This is a genomic window from Microbacterium trichothecenolyticum, assembly GCF_030818955.1.
Classification (GTDB): domain Bacteria; phylum Actinomycetota; class Actinomycetes; order Actinomycetales; family Microbacteriaceae; genus Microbacterium; species Microbacterium trichothecenolyticum_B.
Genome location: NZ_JAUTBF010000001.1, coordinates 688,653 through 709,291, shown reverse-complemented (window position 1 = coordinate 709,291; position 20,639 = coordinate 688,653). Strand labels below are relative to the sequence as shown.

The following is a 20,639-nucleotide window of genomic DNA, read 5'->3' as shown; positions in this document are numbered from 1 at the left end:
CCCGCCGTCCCCGGCGGGCGCGAGTCAGAAACCGAGTCGGCCGAGCTGCTTGGGGTCGCGCTGCCATTCCTTGGCCACGCGCACGTGCAGCGACAGGTACACGCGTCCGCCCACCAGGGGCTCGATGCCCTGCCGAGCTCGCGCGCCCACGTCGGCGAGGCGGGAGCCCTTGCGCCCGATGATGATGGCCTTCTGACTGTCGCGCTCGACCACGATGTTCGCGTATACGTCGGTGAGATCACTGTCTTGGCGCTTCGCAACATCGTCGACCGTGACCGCGATCGAGTGCGGCAGCTCGTCGCGCACACCGTGCAGCGCCGCCTCGCGGATGATCTCGGCGATGCGGTCCTCGAGCGTCTCGTCGGTCACGACGTCGTCGTCGTACAGTGCCGGCCCCTCGGGCATGAGGGCGAGGAGTTCGTCGCTCAGCACGTCGAGTTGGTCGTTGGTGACGGCCGACAGCGGGATGACGGCGGCCCAGTCCTCACGCAGGGCGTCGACCTCGATCAGGCGCTCGGTGATCTGCTCGCGGGTCGCGGCGTCGGTCTTGGTCACGAGCGCGACCTTCTTCGCACGCGGGTAACCCGACAGCGACTCCGCGATGCGGCGGTCGCCGGGGCCGACCTTCTCGGTCGCCGGCGCGCAGAAGGCGATCACGTCGACGTCGCCCAGCACCTGCTCGACGAGATCGTTGAGCCGCTGACCGAGCAGGGTACGAGGGCGGTGGATGCCGGGGGTGTCGACGACGACGAGCTGGCCGCCCGGGCGGTTGACGATGCCCCGGATCGCGCGTCGCGTGGTCTGAGGCTTCTCACTCGTGATCGCGACCTTCTCGCCCACCAGGGCATTGGTCAGCGTGGACTTGCCGACGTTGGGCCGGCCCACGAAGGTCACGAAACCGGATCGGGTGTCGGTCATCTGTCGTTCCTCTCACGCGCGGAGGTCTCTGCCTCGGCGCCGTCGTCGATGGGAGTCTCGGCACGCTCCACGATCACCGTGGCGATGCCGCGGTTGCGACCCCGCGAGGCTCCGCCGGTCATCACGAGACCGGAGTGCTCGGCGGTGGCGCCGGGCTGCGGAATGCGCCCGAGGGCCTTGCCCAGCAGGCCGCCGATCGAATCGACGTCGTCGTCGTCGAGCTCGATGCCGAACAGGTCGCCGACCTCGTCGAGGCCGAGGCGCGCATTCACGCGATACCGGCCCTCGTCGAGCGGGACGACCTCGCTGGTGGGGGCGTCGTACTCGTCGGAGATCTCGCCCACGAGCTCCTCAATGAGATCTTCCAGCGTGACCAGGCCCGCGACGCCTCCGTACTCGTCGACGACGAGGCACACGTGCACGGCGTCTTTCTTCATCTGCTGCAGCAGCGTCTCGGCCTTCATCGACTCGGGCACGAAGACCGCAGGACGCGCGATGCGGCGGATCGGCGCGTCGCGCCACCCCTCTTCGTCGCGGAAGCCGAACTGCACGAGGTCTTTCAGGTACAGCACGCCCACGACATCGTCGGCGTCGTCGTCGGCGAGCGGGACGCGGGAGACGCCCTTCTCGAGGAACAGGGCCAGGGCCTCGCGGGAGGTGGCCGCGGCATCCACCGTCACCATGTCGGTGCGCGGCACCATGACCTCGCGGACGTAGCGATCGGTGAAGTCGAACACCGAATGGATGAGCTCGCGGTCGTCTTCTTCGATGAGTTCGTTCTCGGCGGCCTCGTCGATGATGCTCAGCAGCTGCTCCTCCGACGCGAACGACGTCGAGTGCGGCACACCGGGTGTCACGCGGTTGCCGACCGCCACCAGCCCGTACGCGAGGGGGCCGAGCAGGATGCGCATGCCGCGGATGATCGGTGCCCCGCCGCGCAGAAGTCCCCGCGCGTGCTGGCGGCCGACGGAGCGAGGACTGGCGCCGACGGCAACGAAGGAGATGCCGGTCATGAGCACGGCCGCCGCGATCACCGCGAGCCAGATGTTGTCGAAGATGAGCATGAACGCCGCGGCCACCAGGACAGCGGCGGTGGTCTCGGCCAGAACACGGATGAAGACGACGGCGGTGACGTGCGCGCTCGTGTCATCGGCGATGCGCCGCAGCGCACGAGCGTTTCGGCCGCCGGCGCCGAGCTCGAGCAGATCGGCGCGGGAGGTGACGCCGAGGGCTGCCTCCGACGCCGCCATCAGTCCGCCGAACGCGACGAGCAGGAAGGCGGCGACGAGGAGGAGCGCCTCTGTCATGCGCGGCGCTGGCGCTCGACGGCCTGGAAGCCGGTGATGAGCTCGCGCTGCAGGCCGAACATCTCGCGCTCCTCGTCGGGCTCAGCGTGATCGAAACCGAGCAGATGCAGCAGACCGTGCGTGGTGAGCAGGATCAACTCGTCTTGCGTGGAATGTTTCGCGGTCACCGCCTGCGTCTCGGCGACGGCCGGGCACAGCACGATATCGCCGAGGAGCCCCGCCGGCGTGGGGGCGTCTTCGGAGCCGGGCCGCAGTTCGTCCATCGGAAAGCTCAGCACGTCGGTGGGGCCAGGCTCGTCCATCCACTGCACATGCAGCGATTCCATCGCGCCCTCGTCGACGAGCACGATCGCCACGTCGGCGTCGGCGCTGACGTGCAGCTCCGCGAGGTTGTACTCCATCAGACGCAGCAGGACCTGCTCGTCGATCTCGTAGCCGGATTCGTTGTTGATCTCGATCGTCATGAGCGGTTTCGTCTCGGGAGGTGATCGCGGGGACCGGCGGCGCTCGAGCCGCGTCGCTCCGCACGGGCGGCGAACTCGGAGGCCTCGTCGCGCTCACGGCGCGCGGCCAACCGTTTCTCGTCGTACTCGCTGTACGCGTCGACGATGCGGCCGACCAGCGAGTGACGCACGACGTCGTCGCTGGTGAGGCGGGAGAAGTGGATGTCGTCGATCTCGTTCAGCACCCGCGTGACCAGCCGCAGGCCGGATGCCCCCTGCGGCAGATCGACCTGCGTGATGTCGCCGGTGACGACCATGCGGGTGCCGAAGCCGAGGCGTGTGAGGAACATCTTCATCTGCTCGGGCGTGGTGTTCTGCGCCTCGTCGAGCACGACGAACGAGTCGTTCAACGTGCGCCCGCGCATGTACGCCAGAGGCGCGACCTCGATGGTTCCCGTCGCCATGAGCTTGGGGACGATGTCGGGATCCATCATCTCGTTGAGCGCGTCGTAGAGCGGGCGCAGGTAGGGGTCGATCTTGTCGGTGAGGGTGCCCGGGAGGAAGCCCAGTCGTTCCCCCGCCTCGACGGCGGGACGCGTGAGGATGATGCGGTTGACCTCTTTGCGCTGCAGCGCCTGCACGGCCTTCGCCATGGCGAGGTAGGTCTTTCCGGTACCGGCCGGACCGATACCGAACACGATCGTGTTCTCGTCGATCGCGTCGACGTACTCTTTCTGCCCCGCGGTCTTGGGCCGGATGACCTTGCCGCGCGACGACAGGATCGCCTCGCCCATCACCTCGGAGGGCCGCGGCCCGCCGTCGGTACGCAGCATCCGGTTCGAGCTCGACACGTCGGACGGGTCGAGACCCTGACCCGAGCGGGTCATGGACAGCAGCTCGTCGACGAGGCCGCGTGCAGCGCGGACGGCCGACGCCGTTCCCGACAGGGTGATCTCGTTGCCGCGCACGTGTACGTCGACGTCGGGGTGCTCCTTCTCGACGACGCGCAGGAGGCGGTCCTGGGGACCGAGCAGCTGCACCATGGCCACACCGTCGACCTCGATGCGCTCGACGACGTTTTCTTCGGGGGAATCAGCCACCCAGGCTCTTTTCGTTCAGGCCACCCGCGAGAACGTGGGCGTGCACGTGGAAGACGGTCTGTCCGGCGCCCTCGCCGGTGTTGAAGACGAGACGGAAATCGCCGTCGGCGTGCTCCGCGGCGACGGAATTGGCGAGGCCGATGACCTCGGTGAGGAGATCGGGGTCGCCGGCGGCCAGCTCGACCACATTGCGGTACTTCTGCGTCTTCGGAATGACGAGCAGATGCACCGGCGCCTGCGGCGCGATGTCGCGGATCGCGAAAGCGTTCTCGGTCTCGGCCACGATCTCGGCGGGGATCTCGCCCTGCAGGATGCGCGTGAAGATCGACGGTTCGGTCATGTCATCCAGTCTAGTGACGGCCTCCGACACGCAGTTCGGGCCGCCGCGCCGCGGCCCGGCCGCCGCGCCGCGGCGCCGCCGAGAATGCTTTGGGGCGCCTTCTTCCGTTCGGGGCGCGGGATTGCGCGCCCCAATGGGAAGAACGCGCCCCAAACAGAAGCGCGCACCGAACCGAACCCGTGCGACGGGAGCGTCACCACCGGCCGTGCGAGGCCGACAGCACCGCGATCGCGGCGGCGCCGGCGGTGGAGGTGCGCAGCACCGTGTTCCCGAGGCGAACGGGTAGAGCCCCCGCCTCGGTCAAAGCCGCGAGCTCTTCGGGGGCGATCCCACCCTCCGGTCCCACCACGAGCACGACGTCACGTACGTCCGACGCCTCGGTCGCGACCGCTGTCAGACGAGCGGATGCCGAGGGCTCGAGCACCAGCACCCGGGCGCTGCCGGCGAGGCGCACGAGGTCGGCCGTACGCACGACCCCCTCGACCTGCGGGATCCATGCCCGGTGCGCCTGCTTCGCCGCCTCGCGCACGATCGTGCGCCAGCGAGTCAGCCCCTTCTCGGCCTTGGAATCCCATCGCGAGACGCTGCGCGCCGCCTGCCAGGGCACGATCGCGTCGACGCCGAGCTCGGTCGCGGCCTGCACGGCGAGCTCGTCGCGGTCGCCCTTCGCCAGGGCCTGGACGAGCACGAAGCGCGGGCTCGGGGCCGGCACGTCCTCGCGCGCGGTCACGGTCACGTCGACCTGCTTCGCAGCGACGGCCGAGACGACCCCCACCAGCCACGCCCCGCGCCCGTCACCGAGCGTCACCGGCTCGTCGAGACGCACGCGCCGCACCACGGCCGCGTGATGCGCCTCGGTACCGGTGAGCTCGACGATGTCGCCGGGGCGCGCGGATGCCGCGTCGGCGGTGACGAAGTGCAGCACCACGATCAGTGCCGGAAGCGGTCGCGGAACTTCGAGAACATGCCCTGCTGATACTCGGCGAGACGGGGCTTGGGGGCCTTCGTCCGCTTCGCGAACTCCTCGATGAGGGCGCGTTCCTTGTGGTCGAGACGCGTGGGGGTCACCACGTGCACGCCGACCTTCAGGTCACCGCGTTGACTGCCCCGCAGCGGCGTGATGCCGCGGCCCTTGATCGTGAGCACGTCGCCCGACTGCACGCCCGGGCGCACCTCGAGGTCGACGGAGCCGTCGAGCGCGTCGATCGTGGTGGTGGTGCCGAGGATGGCGTCCGGCATCGAGACCTCGAGGGTGGCGAGAAGGTCGTCGCCCTCGCGGCTGAAGGCGTCGTGCGCCTCGACCGTGATCTCGAGGTACAGGTCGCCGTTCGGGCCGCCCGCGGGGCCGACCTCGCCCGAGCCCGGCAGCTGCAGGCGCAGACCGGACTCGACGCCGGCGGGGATGTCGACCGACACCGTGCGACGGGCACGCACGCGCCCCTGTCCCTGACAGGTGCCGCACGGGTAGGGGATGGTGGTGCCGTGACCGTGACAGACGGTGCAGGGCTGACTGGTGACGACGTTGCCGAGCAGGCTCCGCACCGTGCGCTGCACATGGCCCGAGCCGTGGCAGATGTCGCACGTGACCTCGCTCGTGCCCGGCTGCGTGCACGCGCCCTGGCAGGTTTCGCAGAGTACGGCGGTGTCGACGTCGATGTCACGGTGGGTGCCGAAGACGACGTCGCCGAGCTGGAGGGTCACACGCACGAGGGCGTCCTGTCCGCGCTCACGGCGCGAGCGGGGTCGCGGCCCGCGGCCGCCGCCGCCCTGCGCACCGCCGAAGAACGTCTCGAAGATGTCACTGAAGCCGCCGAACCCGGCCGCTCCCCCGCCGCCGAAGGGGTTCTGGTCGCCGCCCATGTCGTAGCGGCGGCGCTGCTCGGGGTCGCTCAGCACGTCGTACGCGTGCGTGACGAGCTTGAAACGCTCGGAGGCGTCTTCACCGGGGTTCACATCGGGGTGCAGTTGGCGCGCGAGACGTCGATACGCCTTCTTGATGTCCTCCGGGCTGGCGTCGCGTTCGACGCCCAGGACCTCGTAGTGGTCAGCCACAAATCGCCTTCCTGCCCGCTCTCGCGGGATTGTTCACGGATGGGATGCTCGTCGTCAGCGGGCGCTGTCGTCGTCTTCGAGCACCCGGGTCAGATAGTGAGCGACGGCACGCACCGCCGCGAGGTTCGAGGAGTAGTCCATGCGGGTGGGGCCCAGCAGGCCGACTCGCGCACCGCCCGCGGAGCCGTCGTACCGGCTGGCGAGCACCGAGGCCTCGACGAGACCGAACGGCTCGTTCTCGCGGCCGATACTCGCCGACAGGCCCTGCTCGTCGGCGACCATCTCGCTCATGAGCCGCAGCAACGTCACCTGCTCTTCGATGGCCTCGAGCAGCGGGTAGATGCTGCCGCGGAAATCGGATTCGCGCTTGGCGAGCGTCGCGGTCCCCGCCATCACGAGGCGGTCCTGACGGAACTCCTCGAGTTCCTCACCCACGACGCGCAGAACGGCGTCGGCGACGACATCGAGGGAGACGCCCGCACGCGGGCCCTCGGCCACGGTGGCGGCGACGCGCTGCACGCAGTCCGCGACGCTGCGCCCGACGAGCACGGCACCCACGCGGGCTCGCAACTGGACGATGTCGGCCTCGGTGGGCTCGATCGGCACGAGCGCGATGCGCTGCGAGACACGGCCGGTGTCGGTGACCAGGATGACGAGCACCCGAGGTCCGCCGAGGGCGACCAGCTCGACGTGCGACAGGTTGGCGCGCGCGAACGAGGGGTACTGCACGATGGCGACCTGGCCGGTCAGCTGGGTCAGTGCGCGAACCGTTCGGGCGAGCAGGTCGTCGAGGTCGCCGGCCTCGTCGAGGAACGACGTGATGGCGCTGCGCTGGGCTCCGGAGAGCGGGCGCAGCTCGGCGAGGTGGTCGACGAAGACCCGGTAGCCCTTGTCGGTGGGAACGCGCCCAGACGACGTGTGCGGGGCGACGATGAGCTCTTCGTCTTCGAGAAGAGCCATGTCGTTGCGGATGGTGGCCGCCGACACCCCGAAGGCGTGGCGTTCGACGATGGCTTTGCTCCCGACAGGCTCACGCGTGTCGACGTAGTCCTGCACGATCGCGCGGAGCACCTGAAGGCCGCGTTCCGACACCATGCGCTGCTCCTCTCGGCTGGCACTCCGAATACCTGAGTGCCAATTCTACGGGATCGTCGCGGCAGCACGCCGGGCGGCTCGCGCGGTGGCGAGCACGGCTCCGTCGACGTACCCCCATAAACGCGATTCGCGCGCATAAACGCGGGGACAGCGCGTTTATGCGCGCGAATCGCGTTTATGCGTGTGCGTTGGGCGGCACCCCCGCCCTTGACGCCCGCGCCGCACCTCGCGCCCGCACCCCCGGACCCGCCGCGCGAGACGGTCGCGCCGCGCTCAGGCCGTCAGTGCCCGCACGACGGCGTCCGCCAGCAGCCGGCCCCGGCGCGTCAGCACGATGCGCCCGCGCACGGCATCCCCGCCCTCGACGAGCCCGTCGGCGATGAGCGAGGCCACCGCCTTGCGCCCCTCCACGTGCAACTCCGACACCGCGAGGCCCTCGCGGATGCGGCTGCGCAGCAGCACCGACTCCAGACGCCGCGCGGTCTCGTCGGGGCGCTCGCGCGCGGCGGCCGGTGACTCCCCCGCGGCCAGACGCTGCGCGTACGCCGCGGGATGCTTGACGTTCCACCACCGCAGCCCTGCGACGTGGCTGTGCGCACCGGGCCCGAAGCCCCACCAGTCCGTCCCGCGCCAGTACGCGAGGTTGTGCCGCGATCGGTGGGCGACACCGCGCGAGAAGTTCGACACCTCGTACCAGTCGTACCCCGCGGCGGCGAGCAGGTCGTCGGCCAACTCGTACATGTCTGCCTGGAGGTCGTCGGACGGCTCGGCCACGACACCCGAGCGGATCTGCCGGGCGAGCTTCGTGCCATCCTCCACGATCAGGGCGTACGCCGACACGTGATCGGGGTCCAGAGCGATCGCCGTCTCGAGCGAGGACCGCCAGTCGTCGAGCGATTCCCCCGGCGCACCGTAGATCAGGTCGACCGACACGTCGAGTCCGGCACGACGCGCGGCGGCGACGGCCGTCGCGACATTGGCGGGGTCGTGGGTGCGGTCGAGGATCGCCAACACGTGCGGGCGCGAAGACTGCATGCCGATCGACACGCGGGTGACGCCCGCGGCGGCGAGGGTCCGCATCACGGTGTCGTCGACGGTGTCGGGATTGGCCTCGACCGTCACCTCGGCGTCGTCCTCGATGCCGAACTCCGTCCGCACGGCGTCGAGCATGCGCGCCAGATCGCCGGGTGGCAGCAGGGTGGGCGTTCCGCCGCCGAAGAACACGGTGGATGCCGCGCGGCGGCCGCCCACGGCATCCATCACTCCGCCCGCCAGGCGCACCTCAGCCGTGAGGGTGTCGGCGAAGTCGTCTTGACGGGCACCGCGCAGCTCGCTCGCGGTGTAGGTGTTGAAGTCGCAGTAGCCGCACCGCACACGGCAGAACGGCACGTGCAGGTACACGCCGAAGTCGACGGCGGTGTCGATCGTCAGATCGGCGGGCAGCCGGCCGTCGACCGGGGCGGGATCTCCGAGCGGAAGAGGTCCCCCCATCAGGACGTGAACAGCGGCGAGATCGCACGCAGGTAGCGCGCGAACAGCGCCTTGCGACGGCGGCGCACGAGACTGGTGAACAGCTTGTACGACGGGGCCGTGGGGCGATCGAACGCCCGCACGACGAACCACACCTCGTCGTTGTCACGCCACTCGAGCGCGAACAGCTCTTCCCCGCTCACGATCGAGTGGCCGACCGTGCCGAGGATGAACCCCACGCGCCGCGGCTCTTCGAACACCGAGATGACCCGCAGCTCGGCGTCGGCGCGGTGGCCGTCGACCTTGCCGTGCAGCTTCACACCCGTGCCGGGGCTTACGAACGGGGTGCCGTCGGCGGCGAACCGCTGCTCGGCCTCGAGGCGGCTCGGGGCGACGGGAGCGCCCTCGGCGTCGAAGCCGACGCCCGCGTATCCCTCTCCGGATGCCGGGCGCACGTCGCTGATGCTGAGCTCTTCGACCCGCAGGGGCGCCCACGACAGCAGCAGCTCGCTCGCAGCGATGAAGCGCTCCTCGCCGCTGCCGATACGCCACGCGTCTTCGGCGGGCACGGAATGCTCGGGCGGGGTACTGCATGAGATCGGGCGCCTGGGTGGCGCCGACCGCCGCGTAGTCGACCGTGTCGTCGGTGAAGTTCTGCCGGCGCATGGGTCTCCCCTCTCGGTTCGGTCGTTACTTCTTGGTCTCGACGTCGCCCGACAGGGCGGCGATGAACGCTTCCTGCGGCACCTCGACGCGGCCCACCATCTTCATGCGCTTCTTGCCCTCTTTCTGCTTCTCGAGCAGCTTGCGCTTGCGGGTGATGTCACCGCCGTAGCACTTGGCGAGCACGTCTTTTCGAATGGCGCGGATGTTCTCGCGCGCGATGATGCGCGCGCCGATCGCGGCCTGGATGGGCACCTCGAACTGCTGACGCGGGATGAGCTTGCGCAGGCGCTCGGTCATCATGGTGCCGTAGCTGTACGCCTTCTCGCGATGGACGATCGAGCTGAACGCGTCGACCTTGTCGCCCTGCAGGAGGATGTCGACCTTGACGAGGTCGGCCGTCTGCGAGCCCGCGGGTTCGTAGTCGAGGCTCGCGTAGCCCTGCGTGCGGGACTTCAGGTGGTCGAAGAAGTCGAACACGATCTCGCCGAGGGGCATGTTGTACCGCAGCTCGACGCGGTCCTCGCTCAAGTAGTCCATGCCGAGCAGCGTGCCGCGGCGGGACTGGCAGAGCTCCATGACGGTGCCCACGTAGTCCTTCGGCAGCAGGATGCCGACCTTGACGATCGGCTCCGACACCTCGGCGACGCGTCCGTCGGGGTATTCGCTGGGGTTGGTGACCGAGACGGTGTCGCCGGTGTCGGTGGTGACCTCGTACGTGACCGAGGGCGCCGTGGTGATGAGGTCGAGGCCGAACTCGCGCGAGAGGCGCTCGGTGATGATCTCGAGGTGCAGCAGGCCCAGGAACCCGGCGCGGAAACCGAAGCCGAGGGCGACCGAGGTCTCGGGCTCGTACTGCAGCGAGGCGTCGGAGAGCTTGAGCTTGTCGAGTGCCTCGCGCAGCTCCGCGTAGTCGCTGCCGTCGATGGGGTAGATGCCCGAGAAGACCATGGGCTTCGGATCGGTGTACCCGGCGAGGGCCTCGGTGGCGGGCTTGCGCTGGTTCGTGATCGTGTCGCCGACCTTCGACTGGCGCACGTCTTTCACACCGGTGATGAGGTAGCCGACCTCGCCGACGCCGAGGCCCTTGGTGGGCACCGGTTCGGGGCTGGACACGCCGATCTCGAGCAACTCGTGCGTCGCGGCGGTCGACATCATCTGGATGCGCTCGCGCGGCTGAAGGGCCCCGTCGACCATGCGCACGTACGTGACGACGCCGCGATAGGCGTCGTACACCGAGTCGAAGATCATCGCGCGCGCCGGAGCATCAGCCCTGCCGACCGGAGCCGGGATCTGCTCGACGATGCGGTCGAGCAGCGCCTCGACGCCCATACCCGTCTTGCCGCTGACGCGCAGAACGTCTTCCGGGTCGCCGCCGATGAGACCGGCGAGCTCGGCCGCGTACTTCTCGGGGTCGGCGGCCGGGCAGGTCGATCTTGTTCAGCACCGGGATGATCTGCAGATCGTTCTCGAGCGCGAGGTAGAGGTTGGCGAGGGTCTGCGCCTCGATGCCCTGTGCGGCGTCGACGAGGAGGATCGCGCCCTCGCACGCGGCGAGCGAGCGGCTGACCTCGTACGTGAAGTCGACGTGGCCGGGCGTGTCGATCATGTTGAGCGCGAACGTGCCGTCGGCGGTGGCCCATGGCATCCGCACCGCTTGCGACTTGATCGTGATGCCGCGCTCGCGCTCGATGTCCATGCGGTCGAGGTACTGCGCCCGCATGTCGCGGTCGGCGACGACACCGGTGATCTGCAGCATGCGGTCGGCCAACGTCGACTTGCCGTGGTCGATGTGAGCGATGATGCAGAAGTTGCGGATCTGCTCCGGCGGGGTGGCAGACGGCTCGAGGGGCTTCAGTGCGCGCGGTGACATGTTCCGTCGATTCTACGGGAGGGCGTGCCTCACGCCGGGCGCTGTGGAGACGGCAGGGCCGCGAGACCGCGCGCGAGGTCGTCCCACGGGCTCGCCGCGCAGATGCGGATCCAGCCCTCGCCGCCCGCACCGAAGGCGGAGCCCGGGGCCACGGCGACGCCCTTTTCGACGAGGAAGCGCTCCGCCCAGCCGGCCACATCTCCCCCGGAGGCGTGGGACACGTCGATCCACAGGTAGAACGCACCGGTGGGAGGCAGATACGGCACTGCGCGCTCATCCAGCACCGCGCAGCTCGCGCGGAGGCGCTCGCGGTACAGCTCGCGGGCGGCATCCACGGCATCCTGCGCTCCGGTGAGCGCGGCGAGGGCCGCGTGCTGCGCGGGCGTGTTGACACAGCTCGTCGTCGCTTCTTGGATCTTGGCCAGCGTCACCTCGGCGCCCGCCGGGGTGACGAGCCAGCCCACACGCGCGCCGGTGAGCGCGTAGGTCTTCGAGACCGAGTGCACGGTGAGCGTGCGCTCCGCGGCGCCGGGCAGCGCCGCGACGGAGACGTGTGCGGCATCCATCACGAACCGCTCGTACACCTCGTCGGAGATGATCCAGAGGTCGTGCGCCACGGCGAGGTCGACGATCGCCTGCAGCGTGTCGCGCGAGTACGCCACACCGAGCGGGTTCGACGGGGAGTTGACGACGATCGCACGCGTGCGCGGGGTGACGAGTGCGGCGAGGTCGTCGGCCTGCGGCACGAAACCGTGCTCGGCGCGCAGGCGATACGGCACGGGGACGGCGCCGATCATGCGCGGAGCCATCGAGAACACCGTGTAGCCGGGATCGGGCACGAGCACCTCGTCGCCCTCGCCGAGGGTGAGCAGCATGGCGTGCGACAGGGCCTGCGTGCCGCCGTTGGTGACGTGGACACGCGCGCCGTCGACCACGAGGCCGTTCTCGCGGCGGAGCTTGTCGACGATGGCGGCGCGGAGCCCCGCGATGCCGGCGTTCGCCGTGTAGCGCACATCGGCGACCGACCAGGTGTCGGCCGCGGCTGCGAGCGTGTGGGCGGGCGGCTCGGCGACCGGCTCGCCCACGGCGAGCATCACGGTGTCAGGGCGCAGTAGCGCGAGCTCGAAGATACGACGGATCCCCGACGCGGGCATGGCGAACGCGCGGGACGAGAACTGGGGCATGCGCTCATGCTAGGCACGGCATGTTTCGACTTCGGTCTCGCGCCGGGGTGCGCGCCACATCGGTTTCGTAGCATGGATGCCATGGCGGTCCAGGTCGTGCTCGTGCACGGCATCCGCACGTCGGCGACGATGTGGCGGGCGCAGATCGAGCATCTCGCCCGGCGCGGAAACTCCGTCACCGCCGTCGATCTGCCCGGTCACGGTTCGCGCCTCGGTGAGGTCTTCACCCTGGACGAGGCGTTCGCCACCATCGACCGCGCGGTCCGGGATGCCGCGACCCGCGGCCCCGTGCTGCTCGTGGGGCATTCGATGGGCGGGCTGCTGTCGATCGAGTACGTGGGTCGTGAAGAGCCCCCGCCGGTCGCCGCCTTCATCGCCGCGTCGTGCACGTCGATCCCGCGGGGCGTGGGCCTCGCCGCGTATCGGTTCTTGGCTCGCCGGTTCGACAGCCTCCCCGACCGGGGCCTCGGGCTGACGAACCGCGTGCTCGATCGCACCCTGCCGCCCGAGACCCGCGCCGACTTCGGTGCCGGTGGGTACGCCTTCGACGCGCAGGACACGGCCCTCGCGTCGCTGTCGGTGCTGGATCTGCTGGCGGCGCTGCGGAGGATCCGCGTGCCGCTGTGGTTCATCAACGGGCAGTGGGACCAGTTGCGCGCGAACGAAAGACTCTTCCTGTCGGTGGCGAGGGATGCCGAGCTGATCGTCGTCCCGCGCACGACGCACCTCGTCACGGCGATGCGACCGCGCGTGTTCAACGCGCTGCTGGACGTGGCCCTCACCACGATCGAGGCCTCGACCTGATAGACTCGGTCCTTGGCTTGCGTGTGGGGTTTTTCCCGACCTCCACGACCGCTGGTGCAGCGTCCCTCTACCGCTTGACCGGCACTTCCAACACTCACTCAAACGAAAGACCGTCGACGTGGCGAACATCAAGTCGCAGATCAAGCGCAACAAGACCAACGAGAAGGCGCACGAGCGCAACAAGGCCGTCAAGAGCGAGCTGAAGACGCACGTGCGTCGCACCCGCGAGGCCATCCTGGCCGGTGACAAGGAGGCCGCAGAGAAGGCCCTCGCCGCCGCGACCAAGAAGCTCGACAAGGCCGTGAGCAAGGGTGTCATCCACCAGAACCAGGCCGCGAACCGCAAGTCGGCCATCGCGAAGCAGGTCAACGCTCTCTGAGCCCCGATCGTCGAAGGCCCGCCCCGTGTCGAACGGGGCGGGCCTTCGTGGTTTCCGGGCTGCGGTCGGTTGTGGGAGACGTGGCGCAGCGGGTGGGACTGGCTGTGGTGCGTGCGGGGTGGGGTGTTCTGCGCGTCGAGAACAGGGGATCACGCGAGGACAGGGCGACGTCGCGCGGATCCGACCTGTTCTCACGCGATCCCCTGTTCTCGTGCTGCCGGGCGGGCAGGTGCGACGCCGGGAGACGCCCCAGCGGGTGGGTGCGCCGGGTGCGGCGCCCGGCGGGCCCGATGACCGCCGGGCTCTGGACGGCCGCGGATCAGTCGCCGTAGGGCGCGCGCGTCGCGATCACCGTGATCATGCGTTCGAGCGCGAACACGGCGTCGCGGGAGGCACCCTTCACCTCGGCGTCGGCGCGGGCAGTGGCGTGGATCGCCATGCCGAGCGTGTTGCCGGTCCACCCGACGAGGTCGCGGCGGGCGCGGTCGACCTGCCAGTCCTTCATACCGAGACGCTGAGCCGCAGCCGACGACGACTCGCGGGTGCCGGCGACGCGCGCCATGGTGCGCAGCTTCATCGCGACCGCGGCGACGAGGGGTACGGGGTCGGCCCCGGATGCCAAGGCATGACGCAGGGCGAGCATGGCCGGGCCGTACTGACCGGCGATGGCGGTGTCGGCCACGGTGAAGGCAGAGGTCTCGACGCGGCCGCCGTAGTAGCGCTCGACGATGCGTTCGTCGATGTCGCCGGGGACGTCGGCGATGAGCTGCTGGCAAGCCGCGGCGAGCTCGGTGAGGTCGTCTGCGAAGGCCGACACGAGTGAGCGTAGGGCGACGGGGGCGATGCGTTTGCCCGCGGCCTTGAACTCGCCGACGGCGAAGTCGAATCGGTCGGAGTCGCGCTTCACCGCGGGGCAGGCGATCTCGATGCCGCTCCCCTGGCCCGCGCGGATGCCGTCGAGCAGCTTCTTGCCGCGAACGCTGGCGCCGGTGTGCCGCAGGACGACCGTGGCGCCCTCTTGCGTCTGCGAAAGATACGACACCGCCTCGGTGAGGAACGTGTCGCTGCATCTCTCGACGCCACTGATGCGAACCAGGCGTGGCTCGCCGAAGAGCGACGGCGAGGTGACGGCGAGGAGCGTGCCCGCGGCGTAGTCGTCGGCGCGGATGTCGGTGACCTCGAGGCTCGGGTCTTCGCTCTTCAGCATCGCGCGGATACCGGCGATCGCCCGCTCGGCGCAGACCTCTTCGGGGCCCGAGACGAGCACGATCGGAGCCGGCTGCGGGGTGCGCCACGACACCTGCGGGATGACGGACTTCGCCTTCGCGGGAGCGGATCGTCGGGGTGCCGGGGTCACTAGCCCAGCCTACCGATCGGCTCGGACATCGCACCGCGCAGCGCCCGCCGACGGACGGCACGAGAAGGCAGCGCACGAGTTCAGAACATGACGGATGTCATCCCAGTGGTGATGGGTGTACCTGTCCTTGGCCGGAGGAGCTTGGCACGGTGGGAACATGATGACGCATTGGCCCGACGATCAGCCCCACACCCCTCCCCACGCTAGGAGGGGGTTGGCCGCGGACATCATGGGTTTGGGGCCCGCATCGACCCCGGGCCGGGAGCTCCTCGCGGCTCTCGTGCAGATCGGGGCAGTGGTGCTCCTGCTGTTCGTGCTCTTCCCGGATCGCTTGCCCGACGCGTGGCGGTGGGTGCTTGTGGGCGCGACCGTCGTCTACTTCGCCGTGCGACTCGCGGTCGGCCTCCCCCGGTGGCGCCGCCGATAAGTCGTTCGCTCCCTGCGCGCCCCGCGTAGCCGCGATCTCAGATCCATCCCTCGCTCCACGCGATGCGCGCCGCGCCCACGCGGGTCTCTGCTCCGAGTTTTGTCATCGCTGTCGAGAGGTAATTGCGCACGGTGCCCTGCGCGAGATGCGTACGCTCGGCGATCACCCTCACCGTTGCGCCGTCGATCGACTCCCGCAGAACGTCGATCTCGCGATCCGTGAGGGGGCATCCACTCTCAGACAACGCGGCGGTCGCGACGGAACCGTCCACATAGCGGCCGCCGTCGTGCACCGTGCGTAGGATGTGCGGCAACTCTGTGACGGAAGTCGCCTTCGTGACGAAGGCGACAGCGCCGGCTTCGAGAGCCCGTCGCAGCGCAGCCGGGCGGGCGTAACGCGTGAGGAGCACCACCCGGGTATCGGGTGATGCGGCGCGGATCTCGGCGGCGGCCTCGAGCCCGTCGCGATGGGGCATCTCCAGGTCCAGTACGGCGATGTCCGGTCGCGTGCGCGCGACGACGTCGACGGCGTCAGCGCCGTCGCGAGCAGTGCCGACGATCTCGATGTCTTCGTCGAGACTGAGCAGGGTCACGACTGCCTCCCGGAGGAGTTGCTCGTCGTCGGCGAGGACCACTTTGATGGGGTTCATGATGCGTCTCCTTGGGGGCCGGGGTTCGCGAGAGGGAGCCATCCGACAAGGCGGCCGCCATCGCTCTGGTCGAATGCGAAAGTCCCGCCCCGTCGGCGATATCTCTCAGCGAGGGTCTTCAAGCCCGTCCCGGATGACATCCCGCCGGTCGAAGGTATGGGCCGGGCGCTCGATGGAGCGTCCACGACGACGAGGGAAACGCCCTCTCGGCCTTGGCGGCGTTCATATCGCGCTTCGATCGAACAGGTACGCGCCCGCGTGTGCTTGAGGACGTTCGTGATCGCCTCGCGGACGGTGAGACCGAGCAGGCGGTCCGTTTCGTCATCGAGAGAGGACACATCGGCGGTATTCCGGCGGGCGGAGATTCCCGCGGACCGGAGCACGCGCATCGCATTGGCGATTTCTTCGTCGAGACGGACCTCGCGATTCGCGTGGACGACCCGGTGCATCTCGTCGAGGGCTTCGATGGTGATCGATTGGACCCGTTCGGCGTGCGCTGCCGCTGCGGCGTAGTCACCGCGTGCGATCAGTCTTCTGACCAATTCGGACTCCACCGTGATGAGTCCCAGATGCTGACCTTGGATGTCGTGGAGGTCGCCGGCGAACCTCCTGCGTTCCGTGAGCACGGCACGCTCGGCCTCGCGCGTGCGGAGATCGTCGAGCTCGATGGCGAGCGTGTAGACCACGTCCTGTCCGAACACTCCGAGTGTGAGCAAGGCTGCGACGATCAGGGTGACGGCTTCCCAGTCCCGCCCCACCACGAAGTCGACCGTCCACGTCACGATCCCGATGCCCACCGCGGAGGCGAGCAATCGCGCCATTCCGCGCCGCGAGAAACCGCCTGTGACAGCCAACAGCGCCCACGCGATCGGGACCGCCTCGGCGAGATGGGGCGGCGAGGCGGGCGGAAGGAGGGCTTCGACGACGACAGCGGCAGCGAGCACGGCCAGGCGCAGCCCTGTCGTAGCGCCCGGTCTCTGCAACCATCGGGCGAGTCGGTGATGAGGAGCGAACGTGGCTGCGACGAGGAACGCGCCGCCCGCACCGACGATGATCGCTGACACAGCTCCCGGGCCGACCATGGCGAAAGGTCGAGGATCGACGATGAAGGCGGCCGTGGGCAGCGCCACCGTCGCCACCGCGAGGATCACGTGGGTCGCGTGCACGTACAGCGAGATGGCACGGAGACCGTCGTGTTCTCGCCCGTCGCCGCTCATCCGCCCCCGCATCTTCACGTGCTCGTCAGTGCCGTCTCTCCCAGCGAAACGTCTTCCAGCTGATCAGAGCGAAGAAACCGCCCCACGCGACGATGTAGATCAGATCGAGCGCGACCGCGCCGACATCCTCCGTCGCCGAGTACCATCCTGCCGCCGCTAGGTGAGCATTCGCCACCAACGGAACCGCGCGCACGGCGACCGCGAGCCCCGCATCGACGACGGGCAGAACCGCGGTGGCCCCGAGCGCCGCCACGAAGAGCGGCATCATCGTCCATTGCGCCTTCTCCGGTGTGGCCGTGAAACCGCTGGTCATCACGCCCGCCAGAGCAGCGACGCTCATCCCGAGCACCGCGGAGATCGCCACGAGCAGAGGGCGTTGGGGGGCGGGAGCGCCGAGAAGCATCATGCCGGCGAAGATCACCACGATCTGGAACCCGCCCACCAGCAGCGGCGGGACCAGAAGCCCCGCCACGATGCCGGCGCTGGGAAGCGAAGTGCTGCGCAGGCGCTTGAGCGCGAGTGTGTGGCGGCGCGCCGTCAGGGTGTTCAACGCGACGAAATAGACCGTGATGCACTGTGTGGCGACCATGTTGCGGCCCGCCGTCTCGGCCCAGAGCTCGGCACCCCCCGAGGTCGGTCCCAGCGCTGTGATGGCAAGCAGGCCGGCAGGCAGCAGAAGGGTCAGGGCGATTATCACCGGTTGCCGCAAGAAAACGCCGATCTCGGCCGCGGCGAGCGCGAAGATCAGGCGTGGGGCGCTCTTTCTTTCTCCTCGCGGGGTGCGCCGCCCCGGGTTGTCGGCCGTCGAGGTGAGCGGCGGTGTCACCGTCATCGTGCTCCTCCTGTCGTCATTTCCGGGCGCGTCGCTCCGCGGGAGGCTGCGGCTGTGGGCATCGTGAAGAACACGTCCTCGAGGGATGCCGGGGAGCAACGGAAGCTGCCGAGGCTCAGGCTCTGCGCGCGCGCCCAGTCCATGACCGTGCTGACGTCTTCCTGCAACGCACCGGTGCGGATCTCCACACTGCTCATCGATGCGTCGCCCGCGGCATCCAGTGCTCCATGGAGGCGTGTCCGCAGCCCGGCCAGCTCGCCGACGGCGGCATGACAGGTGAACGAGATCCGCGCGGGGATGCTGTCGAGCACGTCGGCGAGGGACCCGGCGACGGCGACCTTGCCCCGATCCAGGATCGTCACGTGATCCGCGAGGCTCTGCGCTTCGTCGAGGTAGTGGGTGGTGAGGAGAACGGTCGATCCTTTTGCGTGCAGGTCGCCGATGATCTCCCACATCGCGCGGCGCGACTGCGGATCCAGTCCGGTGGTCGGTTCGTCGAGAATGAGCAACTCGGGGCTCCCCCAAATGGCCATCGCGAAGTCGAGCCTGCGTCGTTCTCCGCCGGAGAGAACCGCAACCGGCACCTTCCTGCGGTGGGTCAGCCCGACGATCTCCAGCACACGGTCTGTCGAGTCCTCACGCACACTGATCGAGCGCCAGAGCGACAGTTGACGCGCCACCGTCATCTCGTCGACCAAGCACGATTCCTGCAGCATCGTGCCTGTCCTCGCCGCCAGCGTCGTCCGGTTTCGCCACGGGTCTCGTCCGAACACTCGGATCGTTCCATCAGCGGGCTGACGAAAGCCCTGGATGTTCTCCAGCAGAGTCGTCTTTCCCGCGCCGTTGGTCCCGAGGAGGGCATGCACATCGCCCTGACGCACCGTGAAGGACACGTCATCCACCGCGACGAAATCGTCGTATGCGCAACGCGCCTGCTCGACGACGATCGCGGAATCGACACGGTCCATGCTGAGGGAAGGAAGAGACGCCGAAGAGTGACTGTCGACCATGCTTCTACAGTGATGTCCGAGTCCGGTTTCGGCCAGGACCCGGCATCACCGGCAGATGTGACATTTGTCAGGCATCGACCCCGACGAAGCTCCTCTGCTCGCGCACGATGCGCGGAGCCTCGCCGTCCGTGGGACCGTAATGGCCTCCGGAATGTCGAACGATGCGACACCGACCCCCTGCGCGCCGCCATGCCGCAGCGAAGGCCTCAGGATCCTGGTTCGGGACCGTCGTGTCCGCTGCCCCGTGCACGATCATGAGGTCGGGGACGACGCCGGTCGCCCGTGCGATACGCGTCATCGGATCGAACTGGTCGAGAACGTCCTCGGGTGGGAACTCAGCGCGGTGCTTCCGCCCCATATCCGAACGCAAGTAGGCAGGCAGGTGCGTGATCGGCGAAGTGACGCACACCCGGTCGATGAGCGACGGGTGGCGAAGAGCACACAGCAATGCCAGCCATCCACCGTGCGAGGTGCCCATCAGGCTGACGGTGCGACGACACGCGGATTCGTGGCGGACAACGGCGCCGATATCGTCGAGCGCCTGACGCTTGCGCTGCCCGCGGCCCGCGGAGGCCCATCCGCTGCCGAGCTCGCCGCCACCCCGAACATGAGCGAAGAGCATGTCGAGGTCGTCGGCGCGGTCGGAGATGCCCGACACGGGCTGCAGGGACAGACCGAATCCTCCGTGCACGGTTACGAGAGAGCGCGAGCGGCGCGCAGCAGCGCCCGGGACACGACTCCGAGCAGCATGGGGCCACGACCTCACGGCCGGCTCGTGACCAGCCCGACCGGCAAGTGGGGTGCTGTGGTCGACAACGCCGGCGCGGCGCCGAAGTTGCCCATACGGGCCATCAGGCTCGGACCGGACGCGCCACAGAGTGCGACAGCGGCCGTGCAATGGCTGCTGCTCGCTAACGACTATGAGATCGACCCCGGGTACGCCGATGACGGTGCTCTGCCGCCACACATTCAGCCGACGTGGGAGAACACGATGATCTTCGATCGCTCTGAGCACCCGTATCGGTCGCGACGACCAGCTGCGCTGCTACCGCACCCTTCGCTACCCGAGCTCACTCCACATAACTAGATTCCCACATGCGTGCCGGCAACGGCGGCGATGAAACGTGGGATCTTCTTCGGCGATCTTCTCCGGATCACGCCAGTGATGCGTTCCGTGACGGACGGCTCCGGCTACCACGTGGAGCCCAGTACATCGAGCGTCTGGTCATCGAGCTCGACAAGTCACTAGGGCGACAGGGCGATCTTCGCAGGTACGACCGTGCAGGAGCAGCTCGCTCCTTGTCGTGCGCCGCATGCCGTCTGCAGGATGGGCTTCGCTCCACGTGGAGCGCAGGCGCGTCATGCATAGCTGCCTCACCGATCAGGTGGTTCACACCGCTTATCGCTCCGACGCACCATGGGTGAGCGGTGACAGAGGGATGACGACTAGGAGGATGAGCCAGGTATCGAGAGCCGGCCTCAGATCGCGTACCCAACTCTCGAACACGCGAGCCGCCTC

Annotated in this window: 20 protein-coding genes and 1 pseudogene; 3 read left to right on the top strand and 18 right to left on the bottom strand. The window is 68.9% G+C overall.

Annotated elements, in window-relative coordinates; genetic code table 11:
- Positions 1 to 24 precede the first annotated feature (24 nt).
- From era to QE412_RS03330, 12 genes and pseudogenes are all read right to left on the bottom strand, one after another.
- Positions 25 to 918, bottom strand: a complete 894-nt coding sequence (gene era, locus QE412_RS03385; protein ID WP_307480154.1) for a GTPase Era — start codon at positions 916 to 918, stop codon at positions 25 to 27.
- Entirely contained in the window at positions 915 to 2,225 is a 1,311-nt protein-coding gene (locus tag QE412_RS03380) for a hemolysin family protein (protein ID WP_307480151.1), read from the bottom strand. Before QE412_RS03380 ends, era begins: the two co-directional genes overlap by 4 nt.
- Positions 2,222 to 2,689, bottom strand: coding sequence for an rRNA maturation RNase YbeY (gene ybeY / locus QE412_RS03375; protein WP_307480148.1), 468 nt, complete (start codon positions 2,687 to 2,689; stop codon positions 2,222 to 2,224). Before ybeY ends, QE412_RS03380 begins: the two co-directional genes overlap by 4 nt.
- On the bottom strand, positions 2,686 to 3,711 hold the full coding sequence (locus QE412_RS03370; protein ID WP_307487003.1) for a PhoH family protein: 1,026 nt from the start codon (positions 3,709 to 3,711) through the stop codon (positions 2,686 to 2,688). Before QE412_RS03370 ends, ybeY begins: the two co-directional genes overlap by 4 nt.
- Before the next feature lie 49 nt (positions 3,712 to 3,760).
- On the bottom strand, positions 3,761 to 4,108 hold the full coding sequence (locus QE412_RS03365) for an HIT domain-containing protein (protein WP_307480144.1): 348 nt from the start codon (positions 4,106 to 4,108) through the stop codon (positions 3,761 to 3,763).
- Positions 4,109 to 4,301: 193 nt separating this feature from the next.
- A complete protein-coding gene (locus QE412_RS03360) occupies positions 4,302 to 5,036 on the bottom strand; it encodes a 16S rRNA (uracil(1498)-N(3))-methyltransferase (protein ID WP_307480141.1) in 735 nt (244 codons plus the stop codon).
- A gap of 2 nt (positions 5,037 to 5,038) precedes the next feature.
- A complete protein-coding gene (dnaJ, locus tag QE412_RS03355; RefSeq protein ID WP_307480138.1) occupies positions 5,039 to 6,160 on the bottom strand; it encodes a molecular chaperone DnaJ in 1,122 nt (373 codons plus the stop codon).
- A gap of 54 nt (positions 6,161 to 6,214) precedes the next feature.
- The gene (gene hrcA, locus QE412_RS03350) at positions 6,215 to 7,255 is read right to left on the bottom strand and encodes a heat-inducible transcriptional repressor HrcA (protein WP_307480135.1); all 1,041 of its coding nucleotides are present in this window, start codon (positions 7,253 to 7,255) and stop codon (positions 6,215 to 6,217) included.
- Between the two features lie 273 nt (positions 7,256 to 7,528).
- Entirely contained in the window at positions 7,529 to 8,746 is a 1,218-nt protein-coding gene (gene hemW / locus QE412_RS03345) for a radical SAM family heme chaperone HemW (RefSeq protein ID WP_307480133.1), read from the bottom strand.
- Complete coding sequence (locus QE412_RS03340; protein WP_307480130.1) at positions 8,746 to 9,294, bottom strand: DUF1990 family protein; 549 nt, start codon at positions 9,292 to 9,294, stop codon at positions 8,746 to 8,748. Before QE412_RS03340 ends, hemW begins: the two co-directional genes overlap by 1 nt.
- Positions 9,295 to 9,415: 121 nt before the next feature.
- Positions 9,416 to 11,261, bottom strand: a pseudogene (gene lepA / locus QE412_RS03335) (translation elongation factor 4).
- 29 nt (positions 11,262 to 11,290) lie between these two features.
- Positions 11,291 to 12,445 carry a pyridoxal phosphate-dependent aminotransferase gene (locus QE412_RS03330; RefSeq protein WP_307480128.1) on the bottom strand — a complete coding sequence of 385 codons (1,155 nt, stop codon included), beginning with the start codon at positions 12,443 to 12,445 and terminating at the stop codon, positions 11,291 to 11,293.
- Positions 12,446 to 12,526: 81 nt separating this feature from the next.
- On the opposite strand from QE412_RS03330, the gene QE412_RS03325 reads away from it, so the two are divergent.
- Complete coding sequence (locus tag QE412_RS03325; protein ID WP_307480125.1) at positions 12,527 to 13,249, top strand: alpha/beta fold hydrolase; 723 nt, start codon at positions 12,527 to 12,529, stop codon at positions 13,247 to 13,249.
- 118 nt (positions 13,250 to 13,367) lie between these two features.
- Positions 13,368 to 13,628: a 30S ribosomal protein S20 gene (gene rpsT, locus QE412_RS03320; RefSeq protein WP_307480123.1), complete on the top strand. Its 261-nt coding sequence runs from the start codon at positions 13,368 to 13,370 to the stop codon at positions 13,626 to 13,628.
- 319 nt (positions 13,629 to 13,947) lie between these two features.
- Here the strand turns inward: rpsT and holA are convergent, their stop codons facing one another.
- Positions 13,948 to 14,985, bottom strand: coding sequence for a DNA polymerase III subunit delta (gene holA, locus QE412_RS03315; RefSeq protein WP_307480121.1), 1,038 nt, complete (start codon positions 14,983 to 14,985; stop codon positions 13,948 to 13,950).
- Between the two features lie 214 nt (positions 14,986 to 15,199).
- On the opposite strand from holA, the gene QE412_RS03310 reads away from it, so the two are divergent.
- A complete protein-coding gene (locus tag QE412_RS03310) occupies positions 15,200 to 15,412 on the top strand; it encodes a hypothetical protein (RefSeq protein ID WP_307480118.1) in 213 nt (70 codons plus the stop codon).
- A gap of 37 nt (positions 15,413 to 15,449) precedes the next feature.
- Here the strand turns inward: QE412_RS03310 and QE412_RS03305 are convergent, their stop codons facing one another.
- The 5 genes from QE412_RS03305 to QE412_RS03285 form a co-directional block, all read right to left on the bottom strand.
- Positions 15,450 to 16,061, bottom strand: coding sequence for a response regulator transcription factor (locus QE412_RS03305; protein WP_307480117.1), 612 nt, complete (start codon positions 16,059 to 16,061; stop codon positions 15,450 to 15,452).
- The gene (locus QE412_RS03300; RefSeq protein WP_307480114.1) at positions 16,058 to 17,278 is read right to left on the bottom strand and encodes a sensor histidine kinase; all 1,221 of its coding nucleotides are present in this window, start codon (positions 17,276 to 17,278) and stop codon (positions 16,058 to 16,060) included. Before QE412_RS03300 ends, QE412_RS03305 begins: the two co-directional genes overlap by 4 nt.
- A 25-nt stretch (positions 17,279 to 17,303) precedes the next feature.
- Positions 17,304 to 18,110, bottom strand: coding sequence for a hypothetical protein (locus tag QE412_RS03295; protein WP_307480111.1), 807 nt, complete (start codon positions 18,108 to 18,110; stop codon positions 17,304 to 17,306).
- The gene (locus tag QE412_RS03290) at positions 18,107 to 19,078 is read right to left on the bottom strand and encodes an ABC transporter ATP-binding protein (RefSeq protein ID WP_307480109.1); all 972 of its coding nucleotides are present in this window, start codon (positions 19,076 to 19,078) and stop codon (positions 18,107 to 18,109) included. The genes QE412_RS03295 and QE412_RS03290 overlap by 4 nt, the downstream gene beginning before the upstream one ends.
- A gap of 109 nt (positions 19,079 to 19,187) precedes the next feature.
- Positions 19,188 to 19,811 (bottom strand): alpha/beta hydrolase family protein, encoded by a 624-nt coding sequence (locus QE412_RS03285; protein WP_307480106.1) that lies wholly within the window; start codon positions 19,809 to 19,811, stop codon positions 19,188 to 19,190.
- Positions 19,812 to 20,639 lie beyond the last annotated feature (828 nt).

Coding starts and splice junctions, on each gene's coding strand:
- QE412_RS03370 (WP_307487003.1), bottom strand. CDS start 3,711: ATGGTGCAGCTGCTCGGTCCCCAGGACCGCCTCCTGCGCGTCGTCGAG.
- QE412_RS03290 (WP_307480109.1), bottom strand. CDS start 19,078: ATGGACCGTGTCGATTCCGCGATCGTCGTCGAGCAGGCGCGTTGCGCA.
- hrcA (WP_307480135.1), bottom strand. CDS start 7,255: ATGGTGTCGGAACGCGGCCTTCAGGTGCTCCGCGCGATCGTGCAGGAC.
- ybeY (WP_307480148.1), bottom strand. CDS start 2,689: ATGACGATCGAGATCAACAACGAATCCGGCTACGAGATCGACGAGCAG.
- hemW (WP_307480133.1), bottom strand. CDS start 8,746: ATGGGGGGACCTCTTCCGCTCGGAGATCCCGCCCCGGTCGACGGCCGG.
- QE412_RS03295 (WP_307480111.1), bottom strand. CDS start 18,110: ATGACGGTGACACCGCCGCTCACCTCGACGGCCGACAACCCGGGGCGG.
- QE412_RS03325 (WP_307480125.1), top strand. CDS start 12,527: ATGGCGGTCCAGGTCGTGCTCGTGCACGGCATCCGCACGTCGGCGACG.
- QE412_RS03300 (WP_307480114.1), bottom strand. CDS start 17,278: ATGAGCGGCGACGGGCGAGAACACGACGGTCTCCGTGCCATCTCGCTG.
- era (WP_307480154.1), bottom strand. CDS start 918: ATGACCGACACCCGATCCGGTTTCGTGACCTTCGTGGGCCGGCCCAAC.
- QE412_RS03305 (WP_307480117.1), bottom strand. CDS start 16,061: ATGAACCCCATCAAAGTGGTCCTCGCCGACGACGAGCAACTCCTCCGG.
- QE412_RS03380 (WP_307480151.1), bottom strand. CDS start 2,225: ATGACAGAGGCGCTCCTCCTCGTCGCCGCCTTCCTGCTCGTCGCGTTC.
- QE412_RS03365 (WP_307480144.1), bottom strand. CDS start 4,108: ATGACCGAACCGTCGATCTTCACGCGCATCCTGCAGGGCGAGATCCCC.
- QE412_RS03330 (WP_307480128.1), bottom strand. CDS start 12,445: ATGCCCCAGTTCTCGTCCCGCGCGTTCGCCATGCCCGCGTCGGGGATC.